Genomic DNA, 24,433 nt, shown 5'->3' with positions numbered 1-24,433 from the left:
GACATCAGGCTCTTGTCAAAACGGAAACAGCATCGGGATCATCACCACACAAACCGCCATCACGATAATGGTGAACGGTACCCCCAACTTCACAAAGTCACTGAAGCTGTAATTTCCCGGACCTAAAACCAGTGTGTTAACAGGTGAAGAAACCGGTGTCATAAAGGCGGCGGATGCTGCCATCGCCACGACCATCGCGAATGGATAAGGCGACACCCCCATCGTTTTGGCAGCAGCCAGCGCAATCGGAGCCATCAACACCGCCGTCGCGGTATTAGAGATAAATAGCCCAATAACCGCCGACAAGACAAACAAACACCCCAGCATCATATGTGGCCCGTAACCACCGCCAATGTCCATCAGCCCTTTCACCGCCAGCGCGACACCTCCCGTTTTCTGTAATGCCACAGCAAACGGCATCATCCCAACGATCAAAATAATGCTCGGCCAGTGAATGGATTTATAGGCGCTTTCAGCATCTATACAGCGGAATTTCCCCATCAGCAGGCAGGCGATGATAGCGGCAACAGGATTAGGAATTTCATCTGTCAGCATTAACGCCACCATTAGCACCAGACAGAAAATGGCATGGGGTGCCTGGCTGTGCGCGGGCGATGCTTCACTCACCTCTTCCGGTAAGTTCAGCGCTACGAAGTCGCGGCCCTGTTTGGCCAGCATACCGATCAGTTTCCAGTTACCCACAACCAGGATGATATCGCCCAGCAGCAGAGGCTCATCCGCCAGCGAACCTTCCAGCGCCACGCCATTGCGCTTTAGCCCCACCACATTCAGTCCGTAGCGGGTACGAAAACCAATTTCGCGCACCGATTTACCAATCAGTTCTGACTCAGGAATTAATGAAATCTCTGCCATGCCCACATCAAGGGCCTGGTCAGAAAAATACTCGCCGCGCAGTACCATCGGCTCCAGCAATTGCTCACTACAAAATTGCCGGAGATCGACATCAGCCGCAGACATATCAATAAGCAAAACGTCACGCGCGCGAAATTCAGAAACCCCATTAACGTTCACGATAACGCGACGAAAACGCCGCCAGCGTTCAACACCGATGACGTTAGCGCCATAACGCTCACGTAATTTGAGATCATCCAGCCGTTGACCAATCATTGGCGATCCGGGGCGAATAGCCAGACGTCGCGCACGCCCGGTCAGTCGATATTCACGGATAAGATCGCGAAAGGTTCGACGCGTCCAGCCTTCGCGCTGCGGGGTCTGGGTATCCCCTTTCAGCATGAAACGCATCACTAACATATACAAAATACCCAGCACCAGCACGACCAGGCCAATAGGTGTTACGCTAAAGAAACTGAAGCCGTGATAGCCTTCACGCAGCAATTCACTGTTGACTACCAGGTTCGGCGGCGTCGCCACCAGCGTCATCATGCCGCTTATCAGCCCGGCAAAACTCAACGGCATCATCAGACGTGACGGCGAAGTTTGCATACGCATGGCAACGCTTAACACCACGGGAATAAAGATAGCGACAACGCCGGTTGAACTCATAAACGCGCCAAGCCCCGCGACGGTCAGCATCAACAAAACCAACATTTTGATTTCACTGTTGCCCGCAACTTTGACCAGCCATGTTCCCATTACGGTGGCAACACCGGTACGGACCAAACCATCGCCAATAATAAACAAGGCGGCAATCAGGACAACGTTAGGATCAGAAAAGCCGGAAAATACTTCGGGGACTGTCAGCGTTCCGCTTAATGCAAACGCGACAATAACAAACAAAGCGACCGCATCCATACGCACTCTGCCCGTCGCAAACAAGACAATGGCAACGGCCAGTAATGAAAGAACCCAAATCAATTCACCGTTCACAACTTATCCTTGTTAATTGAGGGAGATGTCTTGATTCTGCCATAAAAAAGCCCCGACGAGACGGGGCTAAATCATGATCAGGTGTTTCACTGAATAATAACATCGCCATTTGGCTGTTTGGTCACAGTAATTTGCTCCAGACTGTGGAGGACCAAATCGACCTCATTCAGGCGCGGGGTATCTGCCGGAGCGTTAACCGCAATGACATGACAACCCGCCGCCAGGCCAGAAAGCACGCCAGCGGAGCATCTTCCACCACCACACACTCCTGCGGCGCAAGCCCCAGCAGCTGCGCGCCTAACAGATACGCATCAGGTTCTGGTTTTCCGCGCTTCACTCGCTCAGCGGTTACAAACACCTCTGGTGCGGGAAGCCCAGCTATTTTATGGCGCGCTCGCGCTACCGGCATGGAGCCAGAAGTCACAATGGCCCACGGAATACCTGCTTTATTCAAATGACTGAGTAAGGCGATTGCCCCCGGAAGCGGGTAATACCTTCGGTTTCCGTGGCCTCGATGTGCTCCAGACGCGTAAACTCGGCGGCAATATCAGCCTCGGATTTGCCCGCCATAAAATGGCGCAGAGAGGTGATCGCCTGTTTACCGTGAATGAAAGCCAGCACCTCTTCCGGCGCTAACCCATGACGTCTGGCCCAGTTGCTCCACGCCCGTTCTACCGCAGGCAGGGAATCCACCAGCGTTCCATCAAGATCAAACAGAAAACCTTTGCACCGCACGCGGGCCTCCTCAGGCATTGATAATTTGATTAATTTCGTTGGCGCTCAAATGGTACTGACGCGGGCAGGCATGCCACACATTAAGCATGCGCTGATATTTTTCCCACATTGGCGTCTGGGCGTTAAAACCGTGAGTTCCGGCGTCAAAATGGGTATAGCGCCCTTCCACATTAACCATAAAGCGGACATAACCGAGGTAACGTGCTTCAGTGGCGGCGTCAAAGCCGAGGAAGGTGACACGACGTTCATCGATGGATTGCTGGTCCTGCAAATTAGACCAGGAAACATGCAACGCATGATACATCTCCATAATGTCGATGATAGTGCGGCAGGTTTCTTCTTTCAGCTCGCCAAACTCGCGATCCAATTCACGCATCTGTAATCCGTAACCTCGCTCAATAATTGTTTGCAGGCGACGGTAACGTTCAGCATTTGCCGGATCGAGCATAGTCATCATCTTGTACTGATTAGACAAAATAAGACGTTGCGCGTTGGTCATTTCCATTGTTGACTCCTGTATCACTCTACTACGGTGAAAAAAAAGAAGGCTGAGTATGCCTTCTTTTATATGCGTAATCAGGGGTCAATTACAAATCATCAAGGAAAGTTTTATCCAGTTGTTTGAAGGCGCGCTTAAGCGTGTCAGCTAATGCCTGGTAATCAGGCTTGCCTTCAACGGGTGCCAACACCTGTCCAGACTCCTGCAATTTACCGCGAACTTCATAAAACCAGTTAAGGATTGCAGGGGGTAATGGCGTTACAGAACGCTTGCCCAGCCACCACAATCCCTGCATGGGTAAACTTAAGGCGAACAGTGCAGTGGCAACTGCCGGCCCAAGCTGACCGCCCAGGGCAATCTGCCAGCAGAGAGTAAATACGGCGATCGGCGGCATAAAACGGATCGCATAACGCGTCATCTTGATAACGCGATTTTCGACAAAGACCGGGGCAAGGCGTTTTTCCAGTGGCCACGTCTTTGAGTAATGCTGTCCGCGGCGAAACAAGCTAAAAAAATTAACAGAACGATTATCCGGCGTTGACATGCTTCACCTCAACTTCACATATAAAGATTCAAAAATTTGTGCAAATTCACAACTCAGCGGGACAACGTTCAAAACATTTTGTCTTCCATACCCACTATCAGGTATCCTTTAGCAGCCTGAAGGCCTAAGTAGTACATATTCATTGAGTCGTCAAATTCATATACATTATGCCATTGGCTGAAAATTACGCAAAATGGCATAGACTCAAGATATTTCTTCCATCATGCAAAAAAAATTTGCAGTGCATGATGTTAATCATAAATGTCGGTGTCATCATGCGCTACGCTCTATGGCTCCCTGACGTTTTTTTAGCCACGTATCAATTATAGGTACTTCCATGTCGAGTAAGTTAGTACTGGTTCTGAACTGCGGTAGTTCTTCACTGAAATTTGCCATCATCGATGCAGTAAATGGTGAAGAGTACCTTTCTGGTTTAGCCGAATGTTTCCACCTGCCTGAAGCACGTATCAAATGGAAAATGGACGGCAATAAACAGGAAGCGGCTTTAGGTGCAGGCGCCGCTCACAGCGAAGCGCTCAACTTTATCGTTAATACTATTCTGGCACAAAAACCAGAACTGTCTGCGCAGCTGACTGCTATCGGTCACCGTATCGTACACGGCGGCGAAAAGTATACCAGCTCCGTAGTGATCGATGAGTCTGTTATTCAGGGTATCAAAGATGCAGCTTCTTTTGCACCGCTGCACAACCCGGCTCACCTGATCGGTATCGAAGAAGCTCTGAAATCTTTCCCACAGCTGAAAGACAAAAACGTTGCTGTATTTGACACCGCGTTCCACCAGACTATGCCGGAAGAGTCTTACCTCTACGCCCTGCCTTACAACCTGTACAAAGAGCACGGCATCCGTCGTTACGGCGCGCACGGCACCAGCCACTTCTATGTAACCCAGGAAGCGGCAAAAATGCTGAACAAACCGGTAGAAGAACTGAACATCATCACCTGCCACCTGGGCAACGGTGGTTCCGTTTCTGCTATCCGCAACGGTAAATGCGTTGACACCTCTATGGGCCTGACCCCGCTGGAAGGTCTGGTCATGGGTACCCGTTCTGGTGATATCGATCCGGCGATCATCTTCCACCTGCACGACACCCTGGGCATGAGCGTTGACGCAATCAACAAACTGCTGACCAAAGAGTCTGGCCTGCTGGGTCTGACCGAAGTGACCAGCGACTGCCGCTATGTTGAAGACAACTACGCGACGAAAGAAGACGCGAAGCGCGCAATGGACGTTTACTGCCACCGCCTGGCGAAATACATCGGTGCCTACACTGCGCTGATGGATGGTCGTCTGGACGCTGTTGTATTCACTGGTGGTATCGGTGAAAATGCCGCGATGGTTCGTGAACTGTCTCTGGGCAAACTGGGCGTGCTGGGCTTTGAAGTTGATCATGAACGCAACCTGGCTGCACGTTTCGGCAAATCTGGTTTCATCAACAAAGAAGGTACCCGTCCTGCGGTGGTTATCCCAACCAACGAAGAACTGGTTATCGCGCAAGACGCGAGCCGCCTGACTGCCTGATTTCACACCGCCAGCTCAGCTGGCGGTGCTGTTTTGTAACCCGCCAAATCGGCGGTAACGAAAGAGGATAAACCGTGTCCCGTATTATTATGCTGATCCCTACCGGAACCAGCGTCGGTCTGACCAGCGTCAGCCTTGGCGTGATCCGTGCAATGGAACGCAAAGGCGTTCGTCTGAGCGTTTTCAAACCTATCGCTCAGCCGCGTACCGGTGGCGATGCGCCCGATCAGACTACGACTATCGTGCGTGCGAACTCTTCCACCACGACGGCCGCTGAACCGCTGAAAATGAGCTACGTTGAAGGTCTGCTTTCCAGCAATCAGAAAGATGTGCTGATGGAAGAGATCGTCGCAAACTACCACGCTAACACCAAAGACGCTGAAGTCGTTCTGGTTGAAGGTCTGGTCCCGACACGTAAGCACCAGTTTGCCCAGTCTCTGAACTACGAAATCGCTAAAACGCTGAATGCGGAAATCGTCTTCGTTATGTCTCAGGGCACTGACACCCCGGAACAGCTGAAAGAGCGTATCGAACTGACCCGCAACAGCTTCGGCGGTGCCAAAAACACCAACATCACCGGCGTTATCGTTAACAAACTGAACGCACCGGTTGATGAACAGGGTCGTACTCGCCCGGATCTGTCCGAGATTTTCGACGACTCTTCCAAAGCTAAAGTAAACAATGTTGATCCGGCGAAGCTGCAAGAATCCAGCCCTCTGCCGGTTCTCGGCGCTGTGCCGTGGAGCTTTGACCTGATCGCGACTCGTGCGATCGATATGGCTCGCCACCTGAATGCGACCATCATCAACGAAGGCGACATCAATACTCGCCGCGTTAAATCCGTCACTTTCTGCGCACGCAGCATTCCGCACATGCTGGAGCACTTCCGTGCCGGTTCTCTGCTGGTGACTTCCGCAGACCGTCCTGACGTGCTGGTGGCCGCTTGCCTGGCAGCCATGAACGGCGTAGAAATCGGTGCCCTGCTGCTGACTGGCGGCTACGAAATGGACGCGCGCATTTCTAAACTGTGCGAACGTGCTTTCGCTACCGGCCTGCCGGTATTTATGGTGAACACCAACACCTGGCAGACCTCTCTGAGCCTGCAGAGCTTCAACCTGGAAGTTCCGGTTGACGATCACGAACGTATCGAGAAAGTTCAGGAATACGTTGCTAACTACATCAACGCTGACTGGATCGAATCTCTGACTGCCACTTCTGAGCGCAGCCGTCGTCTGTCTCCGCCTGCGTTCCGTTATCAGCTGACTGAACTTGCGCGCAAAGCGGGCAAACGTATCGTACTGCCGGAAGGTGACGAACCGCGTACCGTTAAAGCAGCCGCTATCTGTGCTGAACGTGGTATCGCAACTTGCGTACTGCTGGGTAATCCGGCAGAGATCAACCGTGTTGCAGCGTCTCAGGGTGTAGAACTGGGTGCAGGGATTGAAATCGTTGATCCAGAAGTGGTTCGCGAAAGCTATGTTGGTCGTCTGGTCGAACTGCGTAAGAACAAAGGCATGACCGAAACCGTTGCCCGCGAACAGCTGGAAGACAACGTGGTGCTCGGTACGCTGATGCTGGAACAGGATGAAGTTGATGGTCTGGTTTCCGGTGCTGTTCACACTACCGCAAACACCATCCGTCCGCCGCTGCAGCTGATCAAAACTGCACCGGGCAGCTCCCTGGTATCTTCCGTGTTCTTCATGCTGCTGCCGGAACAGGTTTACGTTTACGGTGACTGTGCGATCAACCCGGATCCGACCGCTGAACAGCTGGCAGAAATCGCGATTCAGTCCGCTGATTCCGCTGCGGCCTTCGGTATCGAACCGCGCGTTGCTATGCTCTCCTACTCCACCGGTACTTCTGGTGCAGGTAGCGACGTAGAAAAAGTTCGCGAAGCAACTCGTCTGGCGCAGGAAAAACGTCCTGACCTGATGATCGACGGTCCGCTGCAGTACGACGCTGCGGTAATGGCTGACGTTGCGAAATCCAAAGCGCCGAACTCTCCGGTTGCAGGTCGCGCTACCGTGTTTATCTTCCCGGATCTGAACACCGGTAACACCACCTACAAAGCGGTACAGCGTTCTGCCGACCTGATCTCCATCGGGCCGATGCTGCAGGGTATGCGCAAGCCGGTTAACGACCTGTCCCGTGGCGCACTGGTTGACGATATCGTCTACACCATCGCGCTGACTGCGATTCAGTCTGCACAGCAGCAGTAACCTCGTCATCATCCGCAGCTTTGCGCTGCGGATATCTGAACCGGAAATAATCACTATTTCCGGTTTTTTATTCTCTTAATCTGCATTAATCCTTTCTGATTATCTTGCTTAACTGCGCTGCATCAATGAATTGCGCCATTTCACTTTACATACTTACCACTTTGTTTTGTGCAAGGGAATATTTGCGCTATGTCCGCAATCACTGAATCCAAACCAACAAGAAGATGGGCAATGCCCGATACGTTGGTGATTATCTTTTTTGTTGCTATTTTAACCAGCCTTGCCACCTGGGTAGTTCCGGTGGGGATGTTTGACAGTCAGGAAGTGCAGTATCAGGTTGATGGTCAAACAAAAACACGCAAAGTCGTAGATCCACACTCATTTCGCATTCTGACTAACGAAGCAGGCGAACCTGAGTATCACCGCGTACAGCTGTTCACGACGGGCGATGAACGCCCGGGCCTGATGAACTTCCCGTTTGAAGGATTAACCTCAGGATCGAAATACGGGACAGCTGTTGGCATCATCATGTTTATGCTGGTGATTGGCGGCGCGTTTGGCATTGTGATGCGTACAGGAACCATTGATAACGGTATCCTGGCGCTTATTCGCCATACCCGCGGGAATGAAATTCTCTTTATTCCTGCGCTGTTTATTCTGTTTTCACTTGGCGGCGCGGTATTTGGTATGGGAGAAGAGGCCGTCGCCTTTGCCATTATCATCGCACCGCTAATGGTCCGGCTGGGCTATGACAGTATTACCACCGTCCTGGTGACCTATATTGCCACGCAAATCGGTTTTGCCAGTTCGTGGATGAACCCGTTTTGTGTGGTCGTTGCTCAGGGGATTGCCGGCGTTCCGGTGCTTTCTGGCTCCGGGTTGCGCATCGTGGTGTGGGTTATCGCCACTATGATTGGCCTGATCTTTACCATGGTGTACGCCTCACGAGTGAAAAAGAATCCTCTTCTGTCACGCGTGCATGAGTCCGACCGCTTCTTTCGTGAAAAGCAGGCGGATGTTGAACAACGTCCGTTTACCTTTGGTGACTGGCTGGTATTGATTGTCCTGACCGCCGTAATGGTCTGGGTGATTTGGGGCGTGATCGTTAATGCCTGGTTTATTCCAGAAATTGCCAGCCAGTTCTTCACCATGGGTCTGGTGATTGGCATCATCGGCGTTGTTTTCCGCCTTAACGGCATGACGGTTAATACCATGGCTTCATCCTTTACCGAAGGGGCGCGAATGATGATCGCCCCTGCCCTGCTGGTGGGTTTCGCCAAAGGGATTTTGCTGCTGGTCGGTAATGGTGAAGCGGGTGATGCCAGCGTGTTAAATACCATCCTCAACAGCATTGCCAATGCCATTAGCGGTCTGGACAACGCGGTCGCGGCCTGGTTTATGTTGCTCTTCCAGGCGGTATTTAATTTCTTCGTGACGTCCGGTTCTGGTCAGGCGGCGTTAACCATGCCGTTACTGGCACCGCTTGGCGATCTGGTCGGTGTTAACCGTCAGGTTACCGTGCTGGCATTCCAGTTTGGTGATGGCTTCAGTCACATCATTTACCCAACCTCAGCTTCGTTAATGGCAACTCTCGGTGTGTGCAGGGTGGACTTCCGTAACTGGCTGAAGGTGGGCGCGACCCTACTTGGACTGCTGTTTATTATGTCCAGCGTCGTAGTGATCGGCGCTCAGTTGATGGGCTACCACTAAAAATGTTAAGAGCCGCAATTGCGGCTCTTTTTTCATTCTGCCGTTTCAGTCTCTACGGCTTCATTTTTGGCATTGCGCTTCATCCACAACGCCAGCGCTTTCAGCGAGTCTGGAGTGAACTCATCGCAGCGTGCGGTGATTTCTTCCGGCGTCAGCCAGCAAACTTCACTGACTTCATCTTCCTGTAGGGCGAAGGGACCGTGAGAGACGCAGCTGAACAACGCGCCCCAGACACGGCAATTTTTATCTTCGAAATAGAACTGCCCGTGCTCGGCAAAGGGGACACCGGCAATGCCCAACTCTTCTTCCGCTTCGCGACGCGCGGATTCCAGCAGTTGCTCATCGGCCTGAACCACACCGCCTGCGGTCGCATCTAACATGCCGGGTAAAAAGTCTTTTGTCTCGGTACGACGCTGGACCAGAATTTTGCCCATGCCATCATGCACGACGATGTAAGTTGCACGATGACGCAGACACTGTGCCCGCATTTGTTCCCGGCTGGCTTGTGCAATGACTTCGTTCTCTTCATTGACAATATCCACCCATTCAGTACTTGCCAAACGACGCTGTTCCATTATCAGGAAACCTTCTTTTTCTGGCGCTCTTACGGCGCATTTTGAATTGTGGGTAAATTACGGATTAATCGCGACCTGCGCAATGATACTTTGATCATTGAGTGCGATTACACTAAGTACGTCATTATCCAGCATGCCATAACTCGCCGGATTACCGCCTTTCGGAATACTCACCGAGCCGGGGTTGAAGTGGAAAATCTCCCCCCGCTGTTCTGCCACTGGCAGATGGGTATGACCGTACACCAGCACATCGTTCTGGTTTAAAGCAGGTAGATTTTCCGGGCCAAAAAGATGACCATGCGTCAAAAACAGACGTTGTTTTTCCAGTAATACCTGTTGCCACGGCGCGGTTATCGGGAAATGCAGCAGCATTTGATCCACTTCGCTGTCGCAGTTGCCGCGCACAGCGATAACCTTATGTGCCACTTCATTAAGCCGTTCAGCGACTTTGGCTGGCGCGTAACCCTCCGGTAAAGCATTACGCGGGCCGTGATTCAACACGTCGCCAAGGATCACCAGCCACTGGGCACCGCTTTGGGCAAACAACTCCAGAACACGTTCCGTCGCCGGTAACGACCCATGAATGTCCGATGCAAACATCAGTTTCATCACTCACTCCTCGTCGAAAAAACGTAAGCTATGATACTGGATTCTGTCGTTGCTATCAGCCAGATTGCTTCGCCGAAAGTGCAATAAAACGCTGGACAGACGCTCGCTGCCACTGGAATGTCGCATAATCCACCAGGCGTTCTGGCACCTCATCGCCATGTAGTACCAGGCGGTTAATCATTAGCGCCAGATCAGTATCAGCAATGCACCATTCACCAAATAAATTCGGCTGACCCAGTGCTAACAAATGTTCTGCCATCGCGAACAGTTTCTCTGCACTGGCTTTTCCCTCGGCCGTTAGTGGCGCTTTTTTCGCCCCCGCAAAGACAACATCCGTCGGACGCTCTTCGCGGATGGGCATCAGATCGCTGCGCAGCCAGGCCTGAATCCGTCGTGCACGCGCACGATTTTCTAAATCAAGCGGATAAATACGTTCCCAGGTCGGTGGCGCAAATCGATCTTCCAGATACTCCGCAATGGCAGAAGATTCACTCAACTCAAAATCATCGATTTGTAATAACGGCACACGGCGTGTCTGACCGTAACCTTGCCACGTCGGCTTCAAATGTTCACCGCTGTCGAGGTCGATGGTCTTGATATGAAACGACAGGCCTTTTTCCTGCAACGCCACCCAGGCGGATAACACATAAGGGGAGAAAAAGTGGGCATCTGACCAAAGCGTGATAGCGGGTTTACTCATTATGTCCTCGGCAATAAAGGGGGCTGGCTATCAAACTATAGAGCCTTTTTGTCACTGTCACGTGACGAATACTCACGTAAGTCGCCGCGCTTTCTATACTTGTGGTGTTCAGATGATTAAACAACCGGAGCTGCAATGATCGATCTCTATTTCGCCCCGACACCCAATGGTCACAAAATTACGCTGTTTCTCGAAGAAGCAGAGCTTGATTATCGCTTGATTAAGGTAGACCTGGGGAAAGGCGGTCAGTTTCGTCCGGAATTTTTGCGCATTTCGCCCAACAACAAAATTCCGGCAATTGTTGATCATTCTCCTGCCGATGGCGGCGAACCGCTAAGCCTCTTTGAGTCTGGTGCCATTTTGTTGTATCTGGCTGAGAAAACAGGACTCTTTTTGAGTCATGAAACGCGTGAGCGCGCCGCCACATTACAGTGGTTATTCTGGCAGGTAGGCGGACTGGGGCCGATGCTTGGGCAAAATCATCATTTTAATCACGCAGCCCCCCAAACCATTCCTTACGCTATTGAACGTTATCAGGTTGAAACTCAGCGTCTTTACCATGTACTAAACAAGCGGCTGGAAAACTCGCCCTGGCTGGGAGGCGAGAACTACAGCATTGCGGATATTGCCTGCTGGCCGTGGGTTAATGCCTGGACTCGCCAGCGAATTGACCTCGCAATGTATCCGGCAGTCAAGAACTGGCATGAGCGGATCCGTTCGCGCCCTGCCACCGGGCAGGCACTGCTAAAAGCACAACTCGGTGATGAGCGTTCGGATAGTTAACAGAAACAGGTTCTCGTGTATTATTTCATCCTAAGTAAAACAACGGAGAACCTGCAATGGCACAACCTGCCGCTATTATTCGTATAAAGAACCTTCGTTTACGTACGTTTATCGGAATTAAGGAAGAAGAAATTAACAACCGTCAGGATATTGTTATCAATGTGACGATCCACTACCCCGCCGATAAAGCGCGCACTAGCGAAGATATCAACGATGCGCTGAATTATCGCACCGTAACGAAAAACATTATTCAGCATGTAGAGAATAACCGTTTCTCTTTGTTGGAAAAATTAACTCAGGATGTGCTCGATATCGCACGTGAACATCACTGGGTGACGTATGCTGAAGTGGAGATCGATAAACTGCACGCGCTGCGCTACGCCGATTCGGTATCCATGACCTTAAGCTGGCAGCGTTAACCGCCATATCGGGAGGCTGCATGAACATAGTGATCACCGGAGGGACGGGATTAATTGGTCGCCATTTGATTCCGCGTTTGCTGGAGCTGGGCCATCAAATCACGGTAGTGACGCGTAACCCACAGAAAGCCAGTTCCGTTCTCGGCCCTCGGGTGACGCTATGGCAAGGGCTAGCCGATCAAAGCAACCTCAACGGCGTTGATGCGGTAATCAACCTGGCCGGAGAACCGATTGCTGATAAACGCTGGACTCACGAGCAAAAAGAGCGTCTCTGCCAAAGCCGCTGGAATATCACGCAAAAACTGGTCGATTTGATTAATGCCAGCGACACGCCGCCGTCGGTACTCATTTCCGGCTCGGCAACGGGCTATTATGGCGACTTAGGTGAAGTGGTGGTTACCGAAGAGGAACCGCCGCATAACGAATTTACTCATAAACTCTGCGCCCGCTGGGAAGAGATTGCCTGCCGGGCGCAAAGTGACAAAACGCGAGTGTGCCTGCTGCGAACCGGCGTGGTACTGGCACCGGACGGCGGTATTCTCGGTAAAATGCTGCCACCGTTTCGTCTTGGCCTGGGCGGGCCGATTGGTTCCGGTCGGCAGTATCTGGCCTGGATTCATATTGATGATATGGTCAACGGCATTCTCTGGCTGCTGGATAACGACCTGCGCGGGCCATTTAATATGGTTTCGCCCTACCCGGTACGCAATGAACAATTTGCCCATGCGCTCGGTCAAGCGCTGCATCGCCCGGCCATTTTGCGCGTCCCCGCAACCGCCATTCGGCTGTTAATGGGCGAATCTTCAATACTGGTATTAGGTGGACAACGCGCGCTGCCTAAACGGCTGGAAGAAGCGGGTTTTGCGTTTCGCTGGTACGATTTAGAAGAGGCGCTGGCGGATGTCGTTCGCTGATGTGGTTTACAGCAAACATCCGCCAGTTAACTCCCGGTGTTACAGGATTAGTGGCTTTGCGCGATAAGATCGTCTGGTGAAAGTCGGGTCACCATCATAACTAACTCTCTGTCTAAACCTCTATCCAGCATCTCCTGAGCAATACGCAGGGCTTCTTCGTGTTTGCCCTGCATTGCGCCTTCTTCACGTAATCTGTCAGCAATGGTCATCAGTTTCTCCTTTTCTTGTGGTGCGCGTTCTGTTATCTCACCAATAAATGCACGGAAACGCTGGGCATCCCCTGTTTGTAATACGTAATTAAACAGGGCTTTTAGCTGTCTGTCATTAGTGTTCCCTGTAACTAGCAGCGAAACAATTTGGTCGACTAATCCCAACAGATCGCGCTGACGAATATGTTTCTGAATTAACTCCAACAGCGCCATTTTGCGGTGTTGCATAATCTCGTCATCCGGCACCACGGTAATATCCACCAACGGAAACGCTGATGAATATATTTTGCGGGCTATAGCAGGCTCGGCAAATTCATCAAGCCAGCAGAGTGAATAAGGATAAGGACTTCTGCAACCATGATAAAACAGCATCGGGATCACCAATGGAAGCTCTTTATAGCCCGCATCAAGATGGTTTTGCATTGCCGCAATGGAATAACGCATCATGCGAAAAGCCATTAATTCTTCCAGCTTACTTTGGTGCTCTATCACTACATAAATATAACCCACTCCCTCCTGCGTTTTCACAGACCACAAGAGGTCGGAATAATATTGCCGCAGGTCTTCATCAATAAAACTGTTTGATTCTAGTTTAAGCGTCGTTAAATCACACAGTTTGCGCAGCGGCGCGGGAAGATGAATATCAATAAAATCCCGCGCGGTGTCTGGATGGCGTAAAAAAGATTTAAATACCGCATCATGCGGCGTGGAAGTTGTCGATATTGTCATGGCGTTCCGTCACCCCTCAAATTTAAGATGACGCGACAATAACCACGATTAACACCCAATGCAGCAGGCAGTTTTTATCTTTGGACAGCGAATTCAGAAGTATTTTTAGCGGACTGCAACTTTTACATTTCAGCGGAAGCTGACTCGCAAATTCCCCATGAAAATACTCCGGCAGCGTTAGCCACCGGAGAGGAAATTATTTCAGCGATCCCTTAAGGAACTGTTGCAGACGAGGGCTTTGCGGGTTGCCAAATAACTGCTCCGGCGCGCCCTCTTCTTCTATTTTCCCCTGATGGAGGAAAATGACGTGAGTAGAAACATGGCGAGCAAAGCCCATTTCGTGAGTCACTACCACCATGGTTTTCCCCTCTTCTGCCAGTTGCTGCATAATACGTAACACTTCGCCTACCAGTTCAGGATCGAGCGCCGAGGTAGGTTCATCAAACAGTAAAACTTCCGGTTCCATCGCCAGCGCCCGCGCGATAGAAACACGCTGTTGCTGACCGCCGGAAAGATGCACCGGATATTTCCCCTGCGCACGTTCGTCTATCCCGACTTTCGCCAGATACTTCACCGCCCGCTCGCGCGCTTCCTGCTTGCTCAGGCCCAACACCTGAATCGGCGCTTCCATGACGTTTTCCAGCACCGTCATATGGCTCCAGAGATTGAAGTGCTGGAATACCATCGTCAGGCGTGTGCGCAGTAAGCGCAGTTGATTTTTATCGGCGACTTTGAGTTGACCGTCTTTGTCGCGCACCAGATTGATCGTCTGGCCATTGACCACGATCGACCCTTCACTCGGTTTTTCGAGGAAGTTAATGCAGCGCAGAAAGGTACTTTTCCCCGATCCCGACGATCCGATGATGCTTATTACATCTCCGGCATTCGCTTGCAGTGAGACCCCTTTCAGCACTTCATGTTCGCCGTAGCGTTTGTGCAAATCGATAACGTTTAATTTATTCTCGGACATCGTATTCTCAGTGCGTTGAAGAAGGTTTCACATGCTGCAACCAGCGTTTTTCCGCTCTGCGAAAGAGGCTGATCAGGACATAAGAGATGATTAAATAGAGCACCGCGGCAATGCCGAAGGCGGTAAAAGGTTGATACGTGGCGGCGTTAATATCGCGGGCTATTTTCAGCAGATCCGGCACAGTGGCCGTAAACGCCAGCGCAGTAGAGTGCAGCATCAGGATCACTTCGTTGCTGTATGCCGGTAACGCAATACGCAGCGCAGAAGGCAAAATAATGCAACGATACATTTTAAAAGTCGAGAAGCCATAGGCTCTGGCGGCTTCAATTTCCCCATGCGGAACCGAACGGATTGCCCCAGCAAAAATCTCGGTAGTGTAAGCGCAGGTGTTAAGCGTCAGCGCCAGCACGGTACAGTTCAGGCCACTGCGGAAGAAAGCGTTAAGGAATTCGGTTCCCTTAACAATCTCAAGCGTGTACATGCCGGAATAGAACACCAGCAACTGAACATACAGCGGCGTACCGCGAAAAATATAGGTAAATAACCAGATTGGAAACTGGATGTATTTATTACTGGAGACACGACCAATCGCCAGAAACAGCGCCAGGACTCCGCCTATCACTACCGACAAAATAAGCAGCCACAGAGTGATCGCCACACCAGTAAAGCGATAACCGTCGGTCCACAGCAGCGGTTTCCAGTATTCATGTAAGATTTCGATCACAGGTCAGCCCTCTTCACACCCACGGAGTAGCGGCGCTCAAGGAACAGCAGCACACCATTGGAAACAGTGGTGAAAACCAGGTAAATCACGCCACAGACGATGGCGAAATAGAACGGTTCCCAGGTACTTTTGCCTGCCAGTTGGGTGGCTTTGACCACATCTTCCAGGCCGAGTAACGAAACCAGTGCGGTAGATTTGAGGATCACCTGCCAGTTGTTGCCAATGCCTGGCAGGGCGTAACGCATCATCGCCGGAAACATGATCCGCCGAAACACTTGCCCACGAGTAAAACCGAACGCCGTCGCCGCCTCTATATGTCCTTTCGGCACTGCCATAAAAGCACCACGGAACGTTTCGGTAAAATAAGCACCGTAGATAAAACCGAGAGTGATAATACCAGCGACCATCGGATCGATATCAATCTGCCCGACGCCCATCGCCTCCGTCACCGTGTTTAGCGCAATCTGCAAACCGTAGAAAATCAGCAGCATCAACACTAAGTCCGGCACGCCACGAATCAGCGTGGTGTACCCTTCGAAAATCAGCCCCGAAAGCCGATTTTGCGAGAGCTTACCGCCAGCGCCAATTAAACCGATGATTACAGCGAGCACTACAGAGCTGATAGCCAGCTCCAGCGTGACGAGCGCACCCTGTAAAATAACACCTGAAAACCCATACAACATGCTGCCTGTCCTGTCGTGTGTGGTGAATTACCGCCTCTTGTCTCCCTCCGGTTACCCGAAGGGAGCGGGCTTTCTTTCACCGATGGCGATTAGCCACCATAAACATCAAAATCGAAGTACTTTTTCGCTAATTTCTCGTAAGTACCGTCAGCGCGCATTTCGGCAAAGGCTTTGTTCAGTGCTTCGCGCAGTTCGTTATCTTCTTTACGCAGGCCCATGCCGGTCCCTACGCCAAACAGTTTTTCATCTTTAACAGACGGGCCACCGAATTTGTAATCTTTACCGACAGGTTGTTTGAGGAAACCTTCGCTGGCAGCGACCTCATCCTGGAACGCGGCATCAATACGTCCGGCAGTCAGGTCAGAATAAATGTTGTCCTGCCCCTGATACGAGACGATTTCAATGCCTTTTGGTGCCCAATGTTCATTACCGAACGTCTCCTGGGTGGTGCCCTGCAATACGCCTACCCGTTTGCCTTTCAGCGACTCGACTGTCGGCTGAATGTCAGAATTTTTCGCCACCACCAAACGAGAATCGGCAGCGTACAGTTTGTCGGTGAAGGCTATTTCTTGCTGACGTTTTTCCGTAATGGAAAGCGATGACATGATGGCGTCAATCTTCTTCGCTTTTAAGGACGGGATTAACGCATCCAGCGGATTTTCGACAAACGTACATTGCGTATTGATGCGTTTGCATAATTCCTTTGCCAGATCGATATCGAAGCCAACCAGTTCGCCTTGTGAATTTTTTGATTCAAATGGCGCATAGGTCGGGTCGGTACCGATGCGGATGTTTTGCGGAATCGCAGCAAATGCCGCAGTTGCGCTGGAGAAGGCCAGAACCAGAGAGAGCGATAGCACCAGTTTTTTCATAATGTCCTCAACTGACAGTCTTTTTATAGGGAATATTTACAGGTTTGTTACACTTATCGTGCCATAAAATTGACCATCAAGGCAAAATATTCCGCCCCGTTAGACGTATTATTTTTCATTAAAAATGCTTAAGTATGCATTTCAATGCACCACGATAGTGCAACAAACCTGGCGTGCACCATGATGATCATTCCATCAGGTACAGCTTCCCAGCGACGTATCAGTCACCGTAGACATTAAAGTCGAAATACTTTTTCGCCATCTTGTCGTAGGTGCCGTCCTGACGCAGCTCGCCAAGCGCCTTATTGAAGGCAGCCGTCAGTTCAGCATCATCTTTACGTAGCCCTACACCGGTGCCATCACCGAAGTATTTTTTGTCTTTTACTGATGAGCCAGCAAAGGCGAAAGCTTTACCAGCAGGTTGCTTGAGGAATCCTTCGCTGGCAGCAACTTCATCTTGTAACGCAGCATCCAGACGTCCTGCAGCCAGATCGGAATAGACCAAATCCTGGTTGGCATAGGCCACCACATCCACGCCTTTGCTACGCCAGGTCTCGTTAGCGTAAGCTTCCTGGGTTGATCCCTGCAGCACACCAACATGTTTACCTTTCAGTGAATCCAGCGTTGGCTGAATCGGTGAACCTTTGGCAGCAATCAAACGAGAATCTGCGGCGTACAGCTTGTCGGAGAAGGCAATCTCCTGCTGACGTTTATCGGTAATGGAAAGCGACGAAATAATGGCGTCGATTTTTTTCGCTTTCAGTGAGGGGATCAGCGCGTCAAAGTCACTGGCAACCCAGGTACATTTCACCTGCATCCGTTTGCACATCTCGTTACCGAGATCGATATCAAAGCCAACAAAATCACCTTTAGCATCTTTCGACGAGAACGGCGCATAGGTGGTATCGGTTCCGATACGTACCGTCTCCGGTAGCGCCGCATAGCTGGAAGCCGCTGCGGAGAGACCGACTAACAAAGACAGAGCGAGAATCGACTTCTTCATACATAACCCTCAAGTGAAAATGGCTTTTTTATGTTGTGTATTGTGTTGTGTGTTTGCAGGCTCTTTCATGCAGGTCTTATGCCATCTTGACGACAACAGTAACATTCAACGTTAAATATGTTAATAAGACGTTGCATTATTGTCCTGAAGTTGAAGATAGCAGGTATAGCGGTTGAATCGCAGCGTTTCGATTGAATGGCAGAAACAAAATGTCGAGGATTTGATCGCGGTTGCAAAATTGCCCTGAAACAGGGCAACAGCGGAGTTATGCGCCCTGCCAGCGGGCAAAGAGATCTTCAGGAAGGGTTATTGCAAACTGGTCAAGAACACGATTAACCGTCTGATTTATCACATCATCAAGGGATTGCGGGCGATGATAAAACGCCGGAACGGGAGGCATAATCACCGCACCGATTTCTGCCGCCTGAGTCATTAAACGCAGATGGCCTAAGTGCAATGGTGTTTCACGCACGCAGAGCACCAACGGGCGACGCTCTTTCAGCACCACATCTGCCGCACGGGTCAGTAAGCCATCAGTATAGCTATGGACAATGCCGGAAAGGGTTTTGATTGAACAGGGTAAAATCACCATCCCCAGCGTCTGGAAAGAACCGGAAGAGATGCTGGCGGAAATATCGCGCGCATCGTGCGTGACATCAGCTAATGCCTGCACTTCGCGCAGGGAAAAATCCGTTTCGAGGGATAAGGTCTGGCGCGCCGCCTGGCTCATCACCAGATGCGTTTCGATATCTGTGACATCGCGCAGAACCTGTAATAAGCGCACGCCATAAATCGCGCCGCTGGCACCGCTGATGCCTACAATGAGTCGTTTCATAAATAGTTGCCCTGTCAGACTTGCAGGCAGACTTTGCAGTATTTCGGCGGGAGTTGCAAGTCAGGGTGCCAGACCGGCACCCTCAGCGAAGGCATCATCCTTCGTTATGCATTTCGAGATTTTCCACTTCGTTCTGACGTTGCACTGCTTTGGCGTCATCATTACGTAACGTATCGAGGAAATCGAGGTAGCCCTGATCAACATCTTTGGTGACGTAGACGCCGTTGAACACCGAGCATTCAAACTGCTGGATATCCGGATTTTCAGCGCGAACGGCGTCGATCAGATCGTTCAGATCCTGGAAAATCAACCCGTCAGCACCGATGATCTGGCGAATTTCATCAACTTCGCGACCGTGAGCGATCAGTTCCGTGGCGCTCGGCATATCAATACCATAAACGTTCGGGAAGCGAATTTCCGGTGCCGCAGAAGCGAGGTACACTTTCTTCGCTCCGGCTTCGCGTGCCATCTCGATAATCTGCTCAGAAGTGGTGCCACGGACGATGGAGTCGTCGACCAGCAGGACGTTTTTATCGCGGAACTCGGCGCGGTTGGCATTCAGTTTACGGCGCACGGACTTACGACGCAGCTGCTGGCCCGGCATGATAAAGGTGCGGCCAACATAGCGGTTTTTAACGAAGCCCTGGCGGTACGGTTTGCCCAGAATACGAGCAATTTCCAGCGCGATATCACACGAGGTTTCTGGGATCGGGATCACCACGTCGATATCCAGATCTTCCCATTCGCGGGCAATTTTCTCGCCCAGTTTCGTGCCCATATTCACACGCGCGCTGTAAACGGAAATTTTGTCGATGAACGAGTCCGGGCGAGCAAAGTATACATACTCAAACAGGCACGGATTGCTGACCGGATTGTCAGCACATTGACGGGTAAACAACTGCCCTTCTTCAGTGATGTAAATCGCTTCGCCCGGCGCGACGTCACGCAGGAAATCAAAGCCCAGCGTATCGAGCGCTACGCTTTCGGAAGCGACCATATATTCTGTACGGTTCTCGTCAATATCACGTTTTCCCAGTACCAGCGGACGAATCCCGTTTGGATCGCGGAAAGCAACCATACCGTGGCCGATAATCATCGCCACACAGGCATATGCGCCGCGGATTAAGCGGTTTGTGGCAGCAATGGCAGCGAAAATATTGTCGGCTTCCAGCGGGTAGTGGCGGAAGTTGTCCAGCTCGCTAGCGAAGATATTAAGCAGAATTTCCGAGTCGGAAGTGGTGTTGATGTGGCGGCGTTTTTCTTCAAACAGTTTTTTACGCAACTCGTGAGCGTTGGTCAGATTGCCGTTGTGGGCAAGCGTAATGCCATACGGGGAGTTAACGTAAAACGGCTGCGCTTCAGAGGCGCTGGAGCTGCCAGCCGTAGGGTAACGCACATGACCAATGCCCATATTGCCCTGCAAACGCTGCATATGGCGAGCTTCAAATACATCGCTCACCAGCCCGTTCGCTTTACGCAAACGGAAGCAGTTATTGGCATCTATGGTGATGATGCCGGCGGCATCCTGACCGCGATGCTGAAGCACCGTTAAGGCATCATAAATCGACTGGTTAACCGGCATAACACCGGCGATACCGACAATACCGCACATACGTCTTTTTCCTCGTTAAGCCACATCTCAGAGCACTTACGCTCTGGGCAAGAAACTTGACGAGCTTTGCAGATAATCAAAAAACCATCTGATGATAAAACTGAACTGCGGGATCAGCTGTGATTTGCTCCAGTCTTCGCTTTTCGACACCCCGGTAAAGGAGTCGAGAAAGAAGAGAATGGCGGCAACAATCAACACACCGCGCAACGCACCGAAACAGACGCCCAGCACCCGATCGGTGCCTGACAACCCCGTTTTCTCCACCAACTGGCCTATCACGAAGTTCACGATAGCACCAACAATCAGGGTAGCGATAAACAGTACCGCGATGGCAATTCCATTTCGAACCAGTTCGTCTTCAAAGCCCGTAAACCAGACTGACAGGTAAGTGTAGTAATGACTGGCAACAAAGAAAGCACAACCCCATGTCACCAGCGATAACGCTTCACGAACAAAGCCGCGGATCAGGCTAACCAGAGAGGAAAAAGCAATCACCGCGATTATGGCGTAATCAATCCAGACCATATGTGTCCCACGATTTTACGCCCTGTCATCCTGTTCGGGGCGCATTCTAACAGAAAAAGAAAACGTTTGCGTAGGGATTTCCTTCCCACGCATCAATAAAAATGGCGCTGAAAAAATATTCAACGCCATCGACTTTTTATGCCTTTGCGGCATCGTGCAATGCGTGTCGGATGCGGCGTAAACGCCTTATCCGACCTACGGTTCTAACACTGCCCAGGCCTGATAAGACGCGCCAGCGTCGCATCAGGCAAGACTGTATTAATTCGGCGTATAGCCCATTACCACGCCACTTAAGCCAGAAAGTTGCTTCAACTCACCCAGCGAACCTTTCAGCTTATCTTTCGAGGCATCCGGCCCAACCAGAATACGGGTAATTTTACCCTGCACTGGCGTGGATGGCGACGTATAAACCCGATAACCGGCACCGCGCAGCTTACCGACAATCTCATTCACTTTATCGGCATTTTTCAGCGCACCCAGTTGCACAACATAGGCTTTACCCGTTGGCGCTGCTTTTTCTTCCACGACCGGCTTCGGTTCTGGCTTCGGCGCAGGTGGTGCTTCAACCTTCGGTTTAGGCGGCTCCACCGGTTTCGGCTTCGGTGGGGCGACCGGTGCAGGTTCCGGTTCAAACTCGGTGTTATTGGCTGCAATAGTGGCCGGATCGAGCGACGGTGCTGCGGCATCACCTGCCCGCACCTCTTCCGCTGCGCCTTCCGGCGGCTGCGTCGGCAACGCCTGGGTGGCGGCTGGCATCATATCAGGCTCATCGCGATCGCCCGCTTTTGGAACCAGCGGGATAGCCGCAAACTCATCCTGATAATGTTTTTTCTGCCCGTCCAGCAGCCCTGGAAGTACAATCACCCCCAGCGCCACCAGCACGATCGTGCCCACTAACCGATTCTGAAACTTACTTGCCACCGCTTCTCCTCGCGTCAATCACTTCCATGACATGTGCGACCGTGTGGAAAGAACCACACACCAGCACGGTGTCTTCCGCTTTAGCGTCCGCCATTGCGGCATCCCATGCCTGCGCAACGCTATCAAATGATTTGCCGTTACCCAAATGCTCAAGCAGTTGTTCTGCCGTGGCACCGCGCGGCCCTTCCAGTGGCGCACAATACCAGTCATCAACCACGCTTTTCAACCAGGCCAGAGTTCCGGCAATATCTTTATCATGTAGCATACCGATAACCGCCAGCACGCGCCCGTTTTTCGGTAGCGCTTTCATACGCCCGGTGAGATATTCCGCCGCATGTGGATTATGCGCGACATCAAAAATAACGCGTGGCGACTCGCTCACAATCTGGAAACGTCCCGGCAAAATTGCGCTGGCAATCCCGTCGCGAATGGCATTTTCACTGACTTCCAGCCCGCTGGCACGCAGTGCCGCCAGCGCTGTTGCGGCATTCGGTTGCGGGACAAGCGGCAACGGCAGATTTTCCAGCGTGCCGTGAGCATCGCTAAACGCCCAGTCATGATCGGTGACGGAATAGTTCCACTCAACGCCCCGACGTTGTAACAGTGCACCTTTTTCCTGCGCCACATCAGCAATGGTAGAAGGCATTTCCGGCTCACCGACAATTGCCGGTTTTGCGCTGCGAAAGATGCCTGCTTTCTCGCGACCAATACTTTCGCGATCTGGTCCCAGCCAGTCGGTATGATCCAGCGCAATGCTGGTTACTACAGCCACATCGGCATCGACAATATTGGTTGCGTCCAGACGACCGCCCAGCCCTACTTCCAGAATCACTACGTCAAGTTGTGCCTGTTTGAACAGCCACAACGCCGACAGCGTACCGTACTCGAAATAGGTCAGGGAAATATCACCGCGTGCCGATTCAATCTCCGCAAAAGAGGCGGTGTGGGCCGATTCCGGCAATTCCTGCCCCTGCACACGTACGCGCTCGGTATAACGCACCAGATGCGGTGAACTGTAGACGCCCACTTTGTACCCTGCCGCCATCAGAATCGACTCCAGCGTACGGCAGGTGGTGCCTTTGCCATTCGTACCCGCAACGGTAAACACAAATGGCGCTGGTTTCAGGACGCCAAGACGCGCCGCGACCTGGCTCACGCGCTCAAGGCCGAGATCGATAGTTTTACTGTGCAGGTTTTCCAGATAAGAAAGCCACGAAGCCAGAGGCGACGCGGCTTGAGGAGTGCGTTTGATAATCATGGTATCCGCTGATTCGTTACGGTGAGAATAGCAAAAGGGCAGAGCCAGTGGCCCTGCCCTTATCAGTTATCAGGCCTCAGGTTCCTGATCCGGTACCGGGGGTACCACTACGCCTTCACGCGGCGCTTCAGGATTCGGCGCTGGCAGATTCATCAACTTCGCCAGAATGCTCGCCAGTTTCAGGCGCATTTCCGGACGATGGACGATCATGTCGATGGCGCCTTTCTCGATCAGGAATTCACTGCGCTGGAATCCTGGCGGCAGTTTTTCGCGAACGGTCTGTTCGATAACACGCGGACCGGCAAAGCCAATTAACGCTTTCGGTTCAGCGATGTTGAGATCGCCCAGCATGGCGAAACTTGCAGAAACACCGCCCATCGTCGGGTCGGTCAGCACGGAGATGTACGGCAAGCCGCGCTCCTGCATTTTTGCCAGTGCCGCAGAGGTTTTCGCCATCTGCATCAGCGACATCAGTGCTTCCTGCATACGTGCGCCACCAGAGGCGGAGAAGCAGATCAGCGGGCAGTTATCTTCCAGCGCCTGCTCAACGGCACGCACGAAACGTGCACCCACAACAGACCCCATTGAACCGCCCATAAAGGCGAACTCGAATGCCGCAGCGACAACCGGCATTCCATACAGAGTGCCTTTCATCACCACCAGCGCATCTTTTTCGCCGGTTTCTTTCTGCGCAGAAGCCAGACGGTCTTTATACTTCTTGGAGTCACGAAACTTCAGCACATCTTTCGGCTCAAGCTCGCTACCCAGCTCCACAAGGCTTCCTTCATCTAACAGGCTATGCAGGCGATTACGCGCTGTCATACGCATGTGATGGTCACACTTCGGACAGACCTCAAGATTACGTTCCAGCTCAGCGCGGTATAAAACCTGACCGCAGCTATCACACTTAGTCCACACCCCTTCAGGAATGCTCGCCTTGCGGGTGGGAGTAATGTTGCTTTTAATTCGTTCAATCCAGCTCATTAGGGACCTTTCT

General features: G+C 51.7%; 24 protein-coding genes and 1 pseudogene. 6 read left to right on the top strand and 19 right to left on the bottom strand.

Annotated elements, in window-relative coordinates; translation table 11 throughout:
* Positions 1-15: 15 nt before the first annotated feature.
* From C1P89_RS02440 to yfbV, 4 genes and pseudogenes are all read right to left on the bottom strand, one after another.
* Positions 16-1,848, bottom strand: a complete 1,833-nt coding sequence (locus C1P89_RS02440; protein WP_001012899.1) for an SLC13 family permease — start codon at positions 1,846-1,848, stop codon at positions 16-18.
* Positions 1,849-1,934: 86 nt separating this feature from the next.
* Positions 1,935-2,583: pseudogene (gene hxpA, locus C1P89_RS02435) on the bottom strand (hexitol phosphatase HxpA).
* Positions 2,584-2,593: 10 nt separating this feature from the next.
* Positions 2,594-3,088: a YfbU family protein gene (locus C1P89_RS02430; RefSeq protein ID WP_000426124.1), complete on the bottom strand. Its 495-nt coding sequence runs from the start codon at positions 3,086-3,088 to the stop codon at positions 2,594-2,596.
* An 82-nt stretch (positions 3,089-3,170) separates the two neighbouring features.
* Positions 3,171-3,626 carry a terminus macrodomain insulation protein YfbV gene (gene yfbV / locus C1P89_RS02425; RefSeq protein WP_000106627.1) on the bottom strand — a complete coding sequence of 152 codons (456 nt, stop codon included), beginning with the start codon at positions 3,624-3,626 and terminating at the stop codon, positions 3,171-3,173.
* A 337-nt stretch (positions 3,627-3,963) separates the two neighbouring features.
* Between yfbV and ackA the strand changes: the two genes are divergently transcribed.
* The 3 genes from ackA (at position 3,964) to yfcC (ending at position 9,095) form a co-directional block, all read left to right on the top strand.
* Positions 3,964-5,166 (top strand): acetate kinase, encoded by a 1,203-nt coding sequence (gene ackA, locus C1P89_RS02420; protein WP_000095707.1) that lies wholly within the window; start codon positions 3,964-3,966, stop codon positions 5,164-5,166.
* Positions 5,167-5,240: 74 nt separating this feature from the next.
* Positions 5,241-7,385 (top strand): phosphate acetyltransferase, encoded by a 2,145-nt coding sequence (pta, locus tag C1P89_RS02415; protein WP_000086722.1) that lies wholly within the window; start codon positions 5,241-5,243, stop codon positions 7,383-7,385.
* 189 nt (positions 7,386-7,574) lie between these two features.
* Positions 7,575-9,095, top strand: a complete 1,521-nt coding sequence (gene yfcC, locus C1P89_RS02410) for a putative basic amino acid antiporter YfcC (RefSeq protein ID WP_001274501.1) — start codon at positions 7,575-7,577, stop codon at positions 9,093-9,095.
* 32 nt (positions 9,096-9,127) lie between these two features.
* Here the strand turns inward: yfcC and yfcD are convergent, their stop codons facing one another.
* From yfcD to yfcF, 3 genes are read right to left on the bottom strand one after another with little or no spacing between them, the layout of a single operon-like run.
* Positions 9,128-9,670: an NUDIX hydrolase YfcD gene (gene yfcD / locus C1P89_RS02405; RefSeq protein WP_000437935.1), complete on the bottom strand. Its 543-nt coding sequence runs from the start codon at positions 9,668-9,670 to the stop codon at positions 9,128-9,130.
* A gap of 57 nt (positions 9,671-9,727) precedes the next feature.
* A complete protein-coding gene (gene yfcE, locus C1P89_RS02400) occupies positions 9,728-10,279 on the bottom strand; it encodes a phosphodiesterase (protein WP_000772452.1) in 552 nt (183 codons plus the stop codon).
* 55 nt (positions 10,280-10,334) lie between these two features.
* A complete protein-coding gene (yfcF, locus tag C1P89_RS02395; protein WP_000042427.1) occupies positions 10,335-10,979 on the bottom strand; it encodes a glutathione transferase in 645 nt (214 codons plus the stop codon).
* A 135-nt stretch (positions 10,980-11,114) separates the two neighbouring features.
* Between yfcF and yfcG the strand changes: the two genes are divergently transcribed.
* Genes yfcG through C1P89_RS02380 form a run of 3 tightly spaced genes read left to right on the top strand, consistent with a single transcriptional unit; the run spans position 11,115 to position 13,095 of the window.
* A complete protein-coding gene (gene yfcG, locus C1P89_RS02390; protein ID WP_000566471.1) occupies positions 11,115-11,762 on the top strand; it encodes a GSH-dependent disulfide bond oxidoreductase in 648 nt (215 codons plus the stop codon).
* Between the two features lie 56 nt (positions 11,763-11,818).
* Complete coding sequence (gene folX / locus C1P89_RS02385) at positions 11,819-12,181, top strand: dihydroneopterin triphosphate 2'-epimerase (RefSeq protein WP_000068457.1); 363 nt, start codon at positions 11,819-11,821, stop codon at positions 12,179-12,181.
* Between the two features lie 20 nt (positions 12,182-12,201).
* Positions 12,202-13,095, top strand: a complete 894-nt coding sequence (locus C1P89_RS02380; RefSeq protein ID WP_001028336.1) for a TIGR01777 family oxidoreductase — start codon at positions 12,202-12,204, stop codon at positions 13,093-13,095.
* A gap of 47 nt (positions 13,096-13,142) precedes the next feature.
* On the opposite strand, the gene rpnB is transcribed toward C1P89_RS02380, so the two are convergent.
* The 12 genes from rpnB to accD all read right to left on the bottom strand — a co-directional run bounded on the left by rpnB (position 13,143) and on the right by accD (position 24,420).
* A complete protein-coding gene (gene rpnB / locus C1P89_RS02375) occupies positions 13,143-14,033 on the bottom strand; it encodes a recombination-promoting nuclease RpnB (protein ID WP_000156156.1) in 891 nt (296 codons plus the stop codon).
* Between the two features lie 196 nt (positions 14,034-14,229).
* Positions 14,230-15,003 (bottom strand): histidine ABC transporter ATP-binding protein HisP, encoded by a 774-nt coding sequence (gene hisP, locus C1P89_RS02370; RefSeq protein ID WP_001293612.1) that lies wholly within the window; start codon positions 15,001-15,003, stop codon positions 14,230-14,232.
* Between the two features lie 7 nt (positions 15,004-15,010).
* The gene (locus tag C1P89_RS02365) at positions 15,011-15,727 is read right to left on the bottom strand and encodes an ABC transporter permease (protein WP_000569958.1); all 717 of its coding nucleotides are present in this window, start codon (positions 15,725-15,727) and stop codon (positions 15,011-15,013) included.
* Positions 15,724-16,410, bottom strand: a complete 687-nt coding sequence (gene hisQ, locus C1P89_RS02360; protein ID WP_000965518.1) for a histidine ABC transporter permease HisQ — start codon at positions 16,408-16,410, stop codon at positions 15,724-15,726. The genes C1P89_RS02365 and hisQ overlap by 4 nt, the downstream gene beginning before the upstream one ends.
* A gap of 89 nt (positions 16,411-16,499) precedes the next feature.
* Complete coding sequence (hisJ, locus tag C1P89_RS02355; protein ID WP_000737621.1) at positions 16,500-17,282, bottom strand: histidine ABC transporter substrate-binding protein HisJ; 783 nt, start codon at positions 17,280-17,282, stop codon at positions 16,500-16,502.
* Between the two features lie 220 nt (positions 17,283-17,502).
* Complete coding sequence (gene argT / locus C1P89_RS02350; RefSeq protein WP_000748256.1) at positions 17,503-18,285, bottom strand: lysine/arginine/ornithine ABC transporter substrate-binding protein ArgT; 783 nt, start codon at positions 18,283-18,285, stop codon at positions 17,503-17,505.
* A gap of 265 nt (positions 18,286-18,550) precedes the next feature.
* The gene (gene ubiX / locus C1P89_RS02345; protein ID WP_000825704.1) at positions 18,551-19,120 is read right to left on the bottom strand and encodes a flavin prenyltransferase UbiX; all 570 of its coding nucleotides are present in this window, start codon (positions 19,118-19,120) and stop codon (positions 18,551-18,553) included.
* 94 nt (positions 19,121-19,214) lie between these two features.
* Positions 19,215-20,732 carry an amidophosphoribosyltransferase gene (gene purF / locus C1P89_RS02340; RefSeq protein WP_000334220.1) on the bottom strand — a complete coding sequence of 506 codons (1,518 nt, stop codon included), beginning with the start codon at positions 20,730-20,732 and terminating at the stop codon, positions 19,215-19,217.
* Between the two features lie 36 nt (positions 20,733-20,768).
* Positions 20,769-21,257, bottom strand: a complete 489-nt coding sequence (gene cvpA, locus C1P89_RS02335) for a colicin V production protein (RefSeq protein ID WP_000262113.1) — start codon at positions 21,255-21,257, stop codon at positions 20,769-20,771.
* A 258-nt stretch (positions 21,258-21,515) separates the two neighbouring features.
* Complete coding sequence (dedD, locus tag C1P89_RS02330; protein WP_000146992.1) at positions 21,516-22,178, bottom strand: cell division protein DedD; 663 nt, start codon at positions 22,176-22,178, stop codon at positions 21,516-21,518.
* Positions 22,168-23,436 carry a bifunctional tetrahydrofolate synthase/dihydrofolate synthase gene (folC, locus tag C1P89_RS02325; protein WP_000584571.1) on the bottom strand — a complete coding sequence of 423 codons (1,269 nt, stop codon included), beginning with the start codon at positions 23,434-23,436 and terminating at the stop codon, positions 22,168-22,170. Before folC ends, dedD begins: the two co-directional genes overlap by 11 nt.
* A gap of 69 nt (positions 23,437-23,505) precedes the next feature.
* Entirely contained in the window at positions 23,506-24,420 is a 915-nt protein-coding gene (accD, locus tag C1P89_RS02320) for an acetyl-CoA carboxylase, carboxyltransferase subunit beta (protein ID WP_000118398.1), read from the bottom strand.
* Positions 24,421-24,433: the final 13 nt, after the last annotated feature.

Source organism: Shigella sonnei, assembly GCF_002950395.1.
Classification (GTDB): domain Bacteria; phylum Pseudomonadota; class Gammaproteobacteria; order Enterobacterales; family Enterobacteriaceae; genus ECMA0423.
This window is presented reverse-complemented; position numbering and strand designations above follow the sequence as displayed.

Excerpts from the sequence above, each read along its gene's own strand:
- C1P89_RS02430 (WP_000426124.1), bottom strand. The coding sequence starts at position 3,088 with ATGGAAATGACCAACGCGCAACGTCTTATTTTGTCTAATCAGTACAAG.
- yfbV (WP_000106627.1), bottom strand. The coding sequence starts at position 3,626 with ATGTCAACGCCGGATAATCGTTCTGTTAATTTTTTTAGCTTGTTTCGC.
- ackA (WP_000095707.1), top strand. The coding sequence starts at position 3,964 with ATGTCGAGTAAGTTAGTACTGGTTCTGAACTGCGGTAGTTCTTCACTG.
- yfcC (WP_001274501.1), top strand. The coding sequence starts at position 7,575 with ATGTCCGCAATCACTGAATCCAAACCAACAAGAAGATGGGCAATGCCC.
- yfcD (WP_000437935.1), bottom strand. The coding sequence starts at position 9,670 with ATGGAACAGCGTCGTTTGGCAAGTACTGAATGGGTGGATATTGTCAAT.
- yfcE (WP_000772452.1), bottom strand. The coding sequence starts at position 10,279 with ATGAAACTGATGTTTGCATCGGACATTCATGGGTCGTTACCGGCGACG.
- yfcF (WP_000042427.1), bottom strand. The coding sequence starts at position 10,979 with ATGAGTAAACCCGCTATCACGCTTTGGTCAGATGCCCACTTTTTCTCC.
- yfcG (WP_000566471.1), top strand. The coding sequence starts at position 11,115 with ATGATCGATCTCTATTTCGCCCCGACACCCAATGGTCACAAAATTACG.
- folX (WP_000068457.1), top strand. The coding sequence starts at position 11,819 with ATGGCACAACCTGCCGCTATTATTCGTATAAAGAACCTTCGTTTACGT.
- C1P89_RS02380 (WP_001028336.1), top strand. The coding sequence starts at position 12,202 with ATGAACATAGTGATCACCGGAGGGACGGGATTAATTGGTCGCCATTTG.
- rpnB (WP_000156156.1), bottom strand. The coding sequence starts at position 14,033 with ATGACAATATCGACAACTTCCACGCCGCATGATGCGGTATTTAAATCT.
- hisP (WP_001293612.1), bottom strand. The coding sequence starts at position 15,003 with ATGTCCGAGAATAAATTAAACGTTATCGATTTGCACAAACGCTACGGC.
- hisQ (WP_000965518.1), bottom strand. The coding sequence starts at position 16,410 with ATGTTGTATGGGTTTTCAGGTGTTATTTTACAGGGTGCGCTCGTCACG.
- hisJ (WP_000737621.1), bottom strand. The coding sequence starts at position 17,282 with ATGAAAAAACTGGTGCTATCGCTCTCTCTGGTTCTGGCCTTCTCCAGC.
- argT (WP_000748256.1), bottom strand. The coding sequence starts at position 18,285 with ATGAAGAAGTCGATTCTCGCTCTGTCTTTGTTAGTCGGTCTCTCCGCA.
- ubiX (WP_000825704.1), bottom strand. The coding sequence starts at position 19,120 with ATGAAACGACTCATTGTAGGCATCAGCGGTGCCAGCGGCGCGATTTAT.
- purF (WP_000334220.1), bottom strand. The coding sequence starts at position 20,732 with ATGTGCGGTATTGTCGGTATCGCCGGTGTTATGCCGGTTAACCAGTCG.
- cvpA (WP_000262113.1), bottom strand. The coding sequence starts at position 21,257 with ATGGTCTGGATTGATTACGCCATAATCGCGGTGATTGCTTTTTCCTCT.
- folC (WP_000584571.1), bottom strand. The coding sequence starts at position 23,436 with ATGATTATCAAACGCACTCCTCAAGCCGCGTCGCCTCTGGCTTCGTGG.
- accD (WP_000118398.1), bottom strand. The coding sequence starts at position 24,420 with ATGAGCTGGATTGAACGAATTAAAAGCAACATTACTCCCACCCGCAAG.